We start from the raw sequence: 534 nt of genomic DNA, 5'->3' as shown, positions 1-534 counted from the left end.
CCAACGTAATAGTTTCTTCTTCTGTTCTATTTGCTATTTCTAAGACTCGTGACAACGTGTTGACATTATAAGAACGTAATTCCGGTAAGACTTTTGCTGAGAGTCCCATTCCGAATTCCATATTTCCATCGATGAAAGGCATCACTTTGTCTAATTCACGTACAAATTTAGTGCCAAATTTAAACGAATATTCTTTACCTTTAATTTTTAATTTCAATGTTTTTCATCCTCCTAAAATAAAAAAGAGAGCATCTAAGCCCTCTTATGCTCCTGTCGAAGTTGCTTTCACGGTATCTTTGAATGCATATTGAACAACATCGGCTTGATCTTCTGTCAAGGTTGCATAACCATCTTGACCAACACCATTTACTGCAAATGATAAACTTAATTCAACGTTATCCTCTGCAGCAGCTGATGGAGTAAATTCAGACACATATGCTTGGTAATAAGTAGCTTTGTACTTATTTGCATCATCATCTGTGCCCTGTTCTGCTTTGTTGATTTCCCAAATTTCAATGATATCGCCATTTAATA

The 534-nt window shown here is 35.6% G+C and carries 2 protein-coding genes; both read right to left on the bottom strand.

Translation table 11 applies throughout. The features are described from left to right. Positions 1–217 (bottom strand): tail assembly chaperone (locus tag DR871_RS16340; RefSeq protein ID WP_242497144.1); only part of this gene is annotated, 217 nt, incomplete at its 3' end. 45 nt (positions 218–262) lie between these two features. Beyond that, positions 263–534: phage tail protein (locus DR871_RS16335; protein WP_242497143.1), on the bottom strand; the 272-nt coding region annotated here is incomplete at its 5' end.

Source organism: Flavobacterium petrolei, from assembly GCF_003314435.2.
Classification (GTDB): domain Bacteria; phylum Bacteroidota; class Bacteroidia; order Flavobacteriales; family Flavobacteriaceae; genus Flavobacterium; species Flavobacterium petrolei.
Note: the sequence above shows the minus strand (reverse complement) of the source record. Positions and strands in the feature narration are given on the sequence as shown.